This window comes from Streptomyces sp. NPDC002324 (assembly GCF_053593335.1).
In genome coordinates, this window is record NZ_JBSFCF010000080.1 from 1 (window position 1) to 8666 (window position 8666).

The 8666-nt window shown below is 73.8% G+C and carries 7 protein-coding genes; 4 read left to right on the forward strand and 3 right to left on the reverse strand.

Translation table 11 applies throughout. The annotated features are described in order from the left end of the window. Window positions 1-143: 143 nt before the first annotated feature. The 3 genes from ACWCRJ_RS44180 to ACWCRJ_RS44190 all read right to left on the reverse strand — a co-directional run bounded on the left by ACWCRJ_RS44180 (window position 144) and on the right by ACWCRJ_RS44190 (window position 2743). Window positions 144-524, reverse strand: coding sequence for a YrdB family protein (locus ACWCRJ_RS44180; RefSeq protein ID WP_450944633.1), 381 nt, complete (start codon window positions 522-524; stop codon window positions 144-146). Then, window positions 521-1048, reverse strand: coding sequence for an SRPBCC family protein (locus tag ACWCRJ_RS44185; RefSeq protein WP_450944634.1), 528 nt, complete (start codon window positions 1046-1048; stop codon window positions 521-523). Before ACWCRJ_RS44185 ends, ACWCRJ_RS44180 begins: the two co-directional genes overlap by 4 nt. Before the next feature lie 138 nt (window positions 1049-1186). Further along, on the reverse strand, window positions 1187-2743 hold the full coding sequence (locus tag ACWCRJ_RS44190; protein ID WP_450944635.1) for an MFS transporter: 1557 nt from the start codon (window positions 2741-2743) through the stop codon (window positions 1187-1189). Window positions 2744-2961: 218 nt separating this feature from the next. On the opposite strand from ACWCRJ_RS44190, the gene ACWCRJ_RS44195 reads away from it, so the two are divergent. The 4 genes from ACWCRJ_RS44195 to ACWCRJ_RS44210 all read left to right on the forward strand — a co-directional run bounded on the left by ACWCRJ_RS44195 (window position 2962) and on the right by ACWCRJ_RS44210 (window position 8599). Then, window positions 2962-4020, forward strand: coding sequence for a ketoacyl-ACP synthase III family protein (locus ACWCRJ_RS44195; protein ID WP_450944636.1), 1059 nt, complete (start codon window positions 2962-2964; stop codon window positions 4018-4020). Beyond that, window positions 4017-5600, forward strand: a complete 1584-nt coding sequence (locus ACWCRJ_RS44200) for a class I adenylate-forming enzyme family protein (protein WP_450944637.1) — start codon at window positions 4017-4019, stop codon at window positions 5598-5600. The genes ACWCRJ_RS44195 and ACWCRJ_RS44200 overlap by 4 nt, the downstream gene beginning before the upstream one ends. Continuing rightward, window positions 5590-7215 carry a phosphopantetheine-binding protein gene (locus ACWCRJ_RS44205; RefSeq protein WP_450944638.1) on the forward strand — a complete coding sequence of 542 codons (1626 nt, stop codon included), beginning with the start codon at window positions 5590-5592 and terminating at the stop codon, window positions 7213-7215. The genes ACWCRJ_RS44200 and ACWCRJ_RS44205 overlap by 11 nt, the downstream gene beginning before the upstream one ends. A 127-nt stretch (window positions 7216-7342) precedes the next feature. Beyond that, window positions 7343-8599 carry an MFS transporter gene (locus ACWCRJ_RS44210; protein WP_450944639.1) on the forward strand — a complete coding sequence of 419 codons (1257 nt, stop codon included), beginning with the start codon at window positions 7343-7345 and terminating at the stop codon, window positions 8597-8599. Window positions 8600-8666: the final 67 nt, after the last annotated feature.

Genomic DNA, 8666 nt, shown 5'->3' on the forward strand with positions numbered 1-8666 from the left:
CCTGCACCAGGAACACCCACGAGATCACGCTCACCCCCGTGGGCGAGGAACTCGACTACACCTCGCCGCTCCGGGATCGGAGCGGACGGCCCGCCGACGTGGGGGAGGAACGGCCGGGTGCGCCGGGCTCTCGTGCGATCCGGTCAGTGCCGCAGCAGCCACCAGATCCGGTCGTACGCGCAGACGTGGTAGACCACCAGCACGATCAGGTAGTACTTGGCCACCTGCAGGGCGCCGATGTGCCGCAGCGCGGCCCAGGCCCCGCCGAGCACGGCGAGTTCCAGCAGCAGCCGCAGCGGACCGGGGGTGTCGAAGGTGGTCTCACCCGACCGGGCCTCGTCGCCGGCGGTGGCGAAGTTGCCCCACAGCATCGCCATCGCCACGGGGACGGCGATCGCGGCGACGAAACGCAGCGGCCCCGGCACCACGCGCCAGCCCCACACGGCGTAGCAGCCCAGCGCGAACACCTCCAGCAGGAACCGCAGGGCGAGGAAGAACGGGTTGTAGGCCAGTGCGATGGTCATCGAGTCGATCCCGTCTTCTCCGCCTGGGACTTGAGGGCCGCGGTCCAGTCGGCCAGGACGGCCCGCAGTTTGTCGCTGCTGTAGAGGAGGCCCGCCAGCGGACCGCCGATCGACTCCTCGGACCGCACACGGGTGCCGCCGTGCGCCGGCTCCAGCAGGAAGCGATGCACACCGCGGGTCCCGGCGAGCGTGCCGGTCCACGACAGTTCGGAGCCCGGCTGGACCACGGCCAGCGTGGACTTGACGCGCATTCCGTTCAGCACCCAGCGGAACGGTACGTCCGGCGCGGGTTCGCCGTCGGGGAGCGCCTCCCGGACGCCCGGTACCCAGGAGGGCCATCGAGCGATGTCGGCCAGCAGTTCCCACACCTCCGACGACGGGGCTCGGACAGTGACTTCGCAGGACGCGAGAACGGGCGCACCGGCGTCGACGGTCCCGTGCTTGGCGTACTGCTCGTGCAGGGTCCGCAGCGACGGGCCGACATACAGGGCTCTGCCCAGGAACGAGCGTTGCTGAACGGTCATTGGTGAATCTCCTCAAGCTGTTCGTGGCGCCGGCGCCACGCGAACGGGGCACGGGACGACCAGGTCTCCAGCGTCGCCCGCGCCGCTGGAGAATCGCTGAAGCGGTCGCCGCCACGGCCGTACGGGCACGGCACGCGCTCAGGCTCCGGGGCGGGCGGAGACCTGGTGGACGGGGGACGGTTCGGTCTCACGGGGGCCGGTGGCCGAAGGCGAGGCAGCGGCCTCGGCGGCCGCCCGTCCCGGCAGCAGCAGCGCGGCGACCACCGCACCGCAGGCGACGGCCGCCGCCGCGACACCGAGCCCCGCCGCCGACGCGTCGTCGAAGGCCCGGCGGGCGGCGGCGGCCAGGACGTGCCCGGCCTCGCCCCCGGTCCGCTCGGCCGCGCGCAGGGTCTCGCCCACGGTCCCGGGCGCGCCCGCCAGGGCGTCGGCGTAACGGCCGGCGAGGACGCTGCCCACCACGGCCACCCCCAGGGCGGTGCCCAGCTCCTGCATGGTCATGTCCAGGGAGGCGGTGGACCCCGACCGCTCCGGGGGCACCAGGGACATCACCACGTGAGTGGTGGGGGCCATGGACAGGCCGAAGCCCACCCCGATGAGCACCAGACCCGCGAACACCGGCGGGTATCCCTCGCCCCACTGCCCGAGCACCAGCACACCGCACGCGGCGGCCGACAGGCCCACGGCCACACAGCCCCGCGCCCCGGCCCGCCGGTCCAGCGCCGGACACAACAGCGTGCCCAGCACCACCGCGAGGGCCACCGGCATCACGGCCAGACCCGAGCGCAGCGGGGTGTACCCCAGCACGAACTGCAGCCGCTGGGTGAGCACGAACAGGGTGCCGGCCAGCCCCAGCATCAGGAGCAGAATGCTCGCGCTCGCCCCGATGAACGCGGGCCGGCGCAGCAGGTCCGTGTCGAGCATCGGATGCGGGTGCCGCCGCTCCCACACCACGAACACGGTGCCCGCCGCCGCGGCCACGGCCAGTGCGCCGGCCACGGGCAGCGAGGCGAGCGCGTGCCCCGAGGTCTGGATGACGCCGAACACCAGCCCCGCCATGGCGGCGGTGCCGAGCAGCGCGCCGACCGGGTCGGGTGGCCGCGGCGCCCGGTCGGCGGACTCGCGCAGCAACAGTGCCCCGCCGACCAGGACCACGGCCACCGGCACCAGGTTGACCAGGAAGATCGACCCCCACCAGAAGTGGCCGACCAGGGCACCGCCGACCACCGGGCCGGCCGCCACCCCCAGGGCGGAGACCCCGCTCCACACCCCGATCGCCCGGGCCCGCTCGGCCTCCGGAAAGACGTCGACGATGATGGCGAGCGTGCCGGGCATGATGAAGGCGGCACCCAGACCCATCACCACCCGTGCCGCCATCAGCTGGCCGGGGGTGTCCGCGCCGAGCGCGATCAGGGAGCCGGCCCCGAAGACCGCCGCGCCGCCGATCGTGGCCCGCTTGCGGCCGAACCGGTCGGCCACCGCCCCCGCGGTCAGCAGGACGCCGGCGAAGGCCAGGGCGTAGCTGTCGACGATCCACTGGGCCTGCCCGATGTCCGCGCCCAGATCGCGCATCAGCACCGGTATCGCCACATTGAGCAGCCCGTTGTTCAGCACGATGGCGAACAACGCCAGGGACAGTATCCCGAGCATCCACCACCGCCCGGGGTGTGCGCCGTCCCCCTCGGTCCTGTGCATGTGCCGGCTCCTTTCGGCGGCCTGAACGCGGCGTTCCGAACGTCACGCGCCCCGAGCCTGGGCGGGGTCGCTGAAGCCGCACTTGCGCCTGCCCGCCAGGGGCCCCGGCGGTCTCCTTCTTTAGCCGGGCCAAAGCCGTCACCCACACGATCCGCCTGAGGGCTCATCTCCTGACACGACACGACGCCGAGAGATCAGCCACCGATGATGGGAGGACCATGCGCTGGGAAAGCGTTTACGTGGCGGCCACGGGATCCTGGCTCCCGGAGCCGTATCCGACACGTGCGGCCGTGGAAGCGGGCAAGTACGACCCCGAGCAGTTCGAGGCCGACGCCCTGCTGTCCATCCGGGTGGCCGACGAGGACGTCGCACCGCCCGACATGGCCGTCCAGGCGGCCACCACGGCACTCAAGCGGTCCGGGCTGGACCCGGAGACCGTGAGCCTGCTGCTGCACAGCTACGTCTGGTTCCAGGGGCAGACCCTGTGGCCGGTGGCCTCGTACGTCGCGGACAAGGCGCTCGGCAGGGACGTCCCCGCGTTCGAACTCAAGCAGGAGTGCAACGCCGGGACGGGCGCCATGGAACTGGCCGCCCGCCACCTGGCCACCACGCCCGGTGCCGCCGCCGCGATGCTCACCACCGCGGACCGCTTCGGCGAACCGCTGATCGACCGCTGGCGCGACGAGGCCGGAATCGTCTACGGCGACGGCGGCACCGCGCTGCTGCTCTCCAACCAGGGCGGGTTCGCCAAGCTGCTGTCGACCGCCACCCGGGCCGACAACTCGCTGGAAGTGGTCACCCGCGGCCCCGGGTTCACCCCGGTGCCCGACGAGAAGCCGCTCGGGCTCGCCGAGCGGCTCGGTCACTACCTCCAGCACCACGGCAACCTGCGCGAGGCCACCCAGCGTCTGGTGGGCGTGGCGGTGGCCGCCGTCGACGCGGCGCTGGCCGACGCCGGCAAGGAGCGCGAGGACATCACCTGGGCCGTGATCCCGGCCAGCGGCCGCAGCAAGATGGAGTGGCAGGCCGGCACCGTCCTGGGGCTGGCGGAGGACCGCACCAGCTGGGAGTTCGCCCGGCGCAGCGGACACCTGGGCGCGGGCGACCAGTTCGCGGGGCTCGACGACCTCGCCGAGCGCGGGCTGCTGCGGGTCGGCGACACGGTCCTGCTGATCGGCGCCGGTTCGGGGTTCACGTCCACCTGCGCCGTGCTGGAGATCACCGAGGAACCCGCCTGGCGGAACCCCGCCGCGCACGACGAGGAGGCGCGGTCGTGACCGGCACGCTGACGTCCTTCCCCGCCTCGGCCCTGATCGACGACGCCGTCGGGACCGCGACCGCCCCCCGGGTCGACAACGCCGCCGAGGTGTTCCTGACGGCCGCCGCCGCCCGGCACCCCGACGCCCCCGCCGTGCGGGACCGCTACGGCATGTGGACCTACGCCGAACTCGACGCCGCCGCCGACTCCTTCGCCCGGATCCTGGACGGCCACGGCGTCAAGCCCGGCGACCGGGTGCTGGCCCGCGTCGGCAGCAGCCGCGAGTTCACCGCCCTGCTGTACGGGACCTGGCGGCACGGTGCCGTCCTGGTGCCCGTCAACCCGGGCATGAAGGCCTTCCACCTCCAGTCGGTGCTCGCCGACTCCGAGCCCTCGCTGATCGTCGTCGAGGACGCCGAGCGCGACGGTGCCGACGGCCTGAGCTGGCCGTCCGGGGTGCCGGTCGCCGCCGTCTCCGAGCTGGACCTGTCCGGCCCGGCCGACCCGGCCGCCCGTACCCAGACCGAGGTGCCCGCCGACCGGCTCGCCCTGCTCATCTACACCTCGGGCAGCACCGCGGCGCCCAAGGGGGTGGCCTGCCCGCACGGGCCCGTGGCGTTCGCCGCCCGCGCCATCGCGGCACGGCTGGACTACCGGCCCGACGACATCGTGCTCACCGCCGTCCCGCTCTCCTTCGACTACGGCCTCTACCAGGTCTTCCTCAGCGCGCTGGCGGGCGCCGAACTGCTGCTGTCGGGCCCCGCCGACCACGCCCGGCTGCTCGGTTTCGCCCGGGACCACGGGGCGACCGTCCTGCCCCTCGTGCCGTCGCTCGGCGAACTGCTCGTCAAACTCGCCTCCCGCGACCAGCGCCCCACCCGGATCCGCCTGTTCACCAACACCGGGGCCGCCCTCAACGCCCCGCTCATCGCCGCGCTCCGGGAGACGTTCCCCGGCGCGTCGGTGGCGCCCATGTACGGCACCACCGAGTGCAAGCGGATCACCATCCTCGAACCCGACGGCGATCTGGCCCGCCCCGGCTCGGTGGGGCCCGCGCTGCCCGGCACCGAGGTGCTCGTCGTCGACGACGACGGACGGCCGCTCCCGACGGGGGAGACCGGCGAGATCGTGGTGCGCGGCCCGCACCTGATGGCCGGCTACTGGCGTTCCCCCGAGCAGACCGCCCTGCGGTTCCGGCCGGGCGCGGACGGCGGCCCCCTCACCCTGCACACCGGTGACTACGGCCGCCTCGACGAGGACGGACACGTCTACTTCCAGGGCCGCCGGGACGACCTGTTCAAGCGGCGCGGCTCGCGGATGACCTCCGTCGAGATCGAGGCCGCCGTGCTCGACATCGACGGCGTGCGGGAAGCGGCGCTGCTCGTGCCGGAGGACGACCGCGACATGGTCCTCTTCGTCGTCGGCGAGAGTCCCGACGTGGACGGGGAGCAGGTGCTGGCCCGGCTGGGGGACCGCCTCGAAGCCGCCAAGGTGCCGGACGTCTGCCATGTGCTGGACGCCCTTCCGCTCACCCCCAACGGCAAGACCGACCGCAAGGAGCTGCGCCGGCGGCTCTTGGAGGGCACCTATGTCCACTGACCGCGACCGCACCGGACCCCCCGGCGACGACCTGACGGTCCGCCGGCTCGTCGAGCGGTACGGCAGCCCGCTCTACGTCTACGACCTGGCCAGGGTGCGCACCGCGCTGGAGGACCTGCGGGCGGCCCTGCCCCAGCCGTCCCGCGTCTACTACTCGCTGAAGGCCAATTCGCACCCCGATCTCGTCGCCGAGCTGCGCCGGGGCGGCGCCCGCGCCGAGGTGACCTCACGCGGCGAACTGGCCGCGGCCCTCGAAGCGGGTCATCCGGCGGCGGAACTGATGTACTCCGGCCCCGGCAAGGTCCCGGCCGAGCTGGACGAGGCGATCGCGGCGGGGATGCGCACCTTCTCCGCCGAGTCCTTCGGCGATCTGGACCGGATCGGCGCCGCCGCGCACGCCCAGGGCGTCACCGCGGACTGTGTGCTGCGGATCAACGCGGCCGGGGCGCCGGGCCAGGGCGGCCTGCGGATGACCGGGGGCCCGTCCCAGTTCGGGTTCGACCTCGACGATCTGACCGAACACGGGGCCCGGCTCCTGGTGAAGGGCGTCCGGATCGTCGGCATGCACTTCTTCCCGCTCACCAACGCCCGGGACGAGGACGGCCTCCTCGCCGAACTGGCCCAGAGCGTGCGTACCGCCGCCCGCCTCCGGGACGACCTCGGCATCCCCCTGCACCTGCTGGACCTCGGCGGAGGCTTCGCCGCCCCGTACGCGACCCCCGGCGAGCGGCCCGCGTACCCCGGTCTGCGGTCGGCACTGTCCGCCGTGCTCGACGAGAGCCTGCCGGGCTGGCGCGACGGTGAACCGGTGGTCGCCTTCGAGTCCGGCCGCTATCTGGTGGGCGACAGCGGCCGGCTGGTGAGCACCGTCACCGACGTGAAGAACAGCCGCGGCAACACCTACGCGGTGCTCGACTCCGGCATCAACCACCTGGGCGGCCTGTCGGGCCTGGGCCGTCTGCTGCCCCTGTCCGCCCAGCCGCTGCCGGGCCCCGGCCCGGCGGCGGACGAGGCCGGTGACCGGGAACCCGCCCTGGTCACCCTCGCCGGTCCGCTGTGCACCCCCGCGGACATCCTCGCCCGCGCGGCCGACCTGCCGGGGCTGCGCCCGGGGGACCTCCTGGCCTTCCCCAACGTGGGCGCCTACGGACTGTCCGCGAGCCTGCTCGGCTTCCTCGGCCACCCGGCGCCCGCCGAACTCGTCGTGGACGGCACCGAGACCGTCTCCGCCAGCCGCCTGGCCCTGCGGCGCCACACCGTCTCCCCCCTCACCGCATCACGTACGGAGGACACCACCGCCATGACCGAGACGACCACGGGGACGACGCCCGCCCGCACGGCCGACGAACCGGCCGCGCCCTGGGACCCGACGTACGCGGCACTGCTCCAGGAGGCCCTGCCCCGGCTCGCCGCCCAGGGCGAGCTGAAGCCCGAGACCAGCCTCAAGGCGGCGGGCCTGGACTCGCTCGCGATGGTGGAGGTCCTGGTCCGGGTGGAGGAGACGTACGGCATCGCCGTCCCGGACTCCGAGCTGATGGCCGACACCTTCGCCACCCCCGCCTCGCTGTGGCGTGTGGTGTCCGCCCTGCGCGAGCAGGCCGCGGGCCGTGTCTGAGCCGGACCCCGGGCCCGACCGCCGCCGGAACCGCATCGGTTCCGGCGGCGGTCGTCCGACCCCTTTTCGACCGCATACCTCGCACACCAGGGCGCGGGCCGCGCCCGTGATCCCAAGGTGAGTGCAGATGACCACGACTCATGAGCGTCCGGCGGACGCGACGGCCGAGGGGGGTGTCGGGACGGCGAATCGGCGCGTCGTCGTCCTCGCCTTCCTGACCATCTTCCTCGACGGATTCGACACGGCGTCGCTCGGCTTCGTCGTCCCGACGCTGGCGCGGGAGTGGAACCTGGACGAATCGGCGTTCACTCCGGCGCTCGTCGCCACGAACCTCGGTGTGGTGATCGGGTACCTGTGCTCCGCGCGTGCCGCCGCGCGCTTCGGGCGCAAACCCCTGATCGTCACCGGAACCCTGGTGTTCGCGGTGGGGTCGGCACTGACCGTGCCCGTGGACTCGGTGACGACGCTCGGCGTGGCGCGCCTGGTGACCGCGCTCGGTCTCGGCGCGGTGCTGCCCGCGTGCGTCTCCCTCACCGCGGACCAGGTGCCCCCCGCACGGCGGGAGTCCGCCAGCGTCGGGGTCGTCCTGGCGATCGCCGTCGGCGCCGTCGCCGGCGGCCTCGTCAGCACGCCCCTGATCACCGCGTTCGGCTGGACCTCCGTGTTCTGGGCCGGTGCCCTGCTGCCGGCGCTCATGGTGCCGCTGCTGGTGCGGGGACTGCCCGGCACCCCCGCCTCCGTCTCTTCCGTACCGGGTGCGGAGGCGGCGGACCCCTCCGTACGCCGGCTGTTCGAGCGGGGCACCGCCGTGCAGACGGTACTGCTGTGGTGCTTCGCCCTCCTGATGTACACGACGAACTACGGTCTCCTCACCTGGCTGCCGACCCTGCTCGCCCGGGGATACGGCTTCACTCCCGAGCAGGCGCCGGTGGGCACGTCGATGATCGCCGTGGGCGGCGTGATCGGCGGCCTGGTGATGGTTCCCCTGTGCGCACGGATCGGTACGCCGCGCGCCCTGACCGTCATGGCGCTGGCGGCCGTCGTGTTCCTCGTCGCGACGGCGTGGGCGGACACCGGCCGCGCGGCGTTGCTGGTGATGCTGGCCGCGGCCGGTGCCGGCATCGTCGCGGGCGTGCTCGGCCAGACGGCCCTCGCGGTGACCCTGTACCCCACCGCGATTCGCACGACCGGAGTCGCCTACGCCGCCGCGCTCGGCCGCACCGGCTCCATCGTCGGTCCGGCGGTCGGCGGCGGGCTCCTCGCCCTGGACGTCCCGGGCCGCGAGATCCTGCTGCTGGCCGCGGTGCCGCCGGCGCTGGGAGCGGCGGTCGCCTTCGTCTTCGTCGTACGGGCGCGCTCCACAGCCGTACGCGAGCGGACCTGACGCGCTCCGCCCGGCGGTCTCCGGCCTGCCGCACGTGGGCCCCGGCCTGATCAGGCCGGGGCCCACG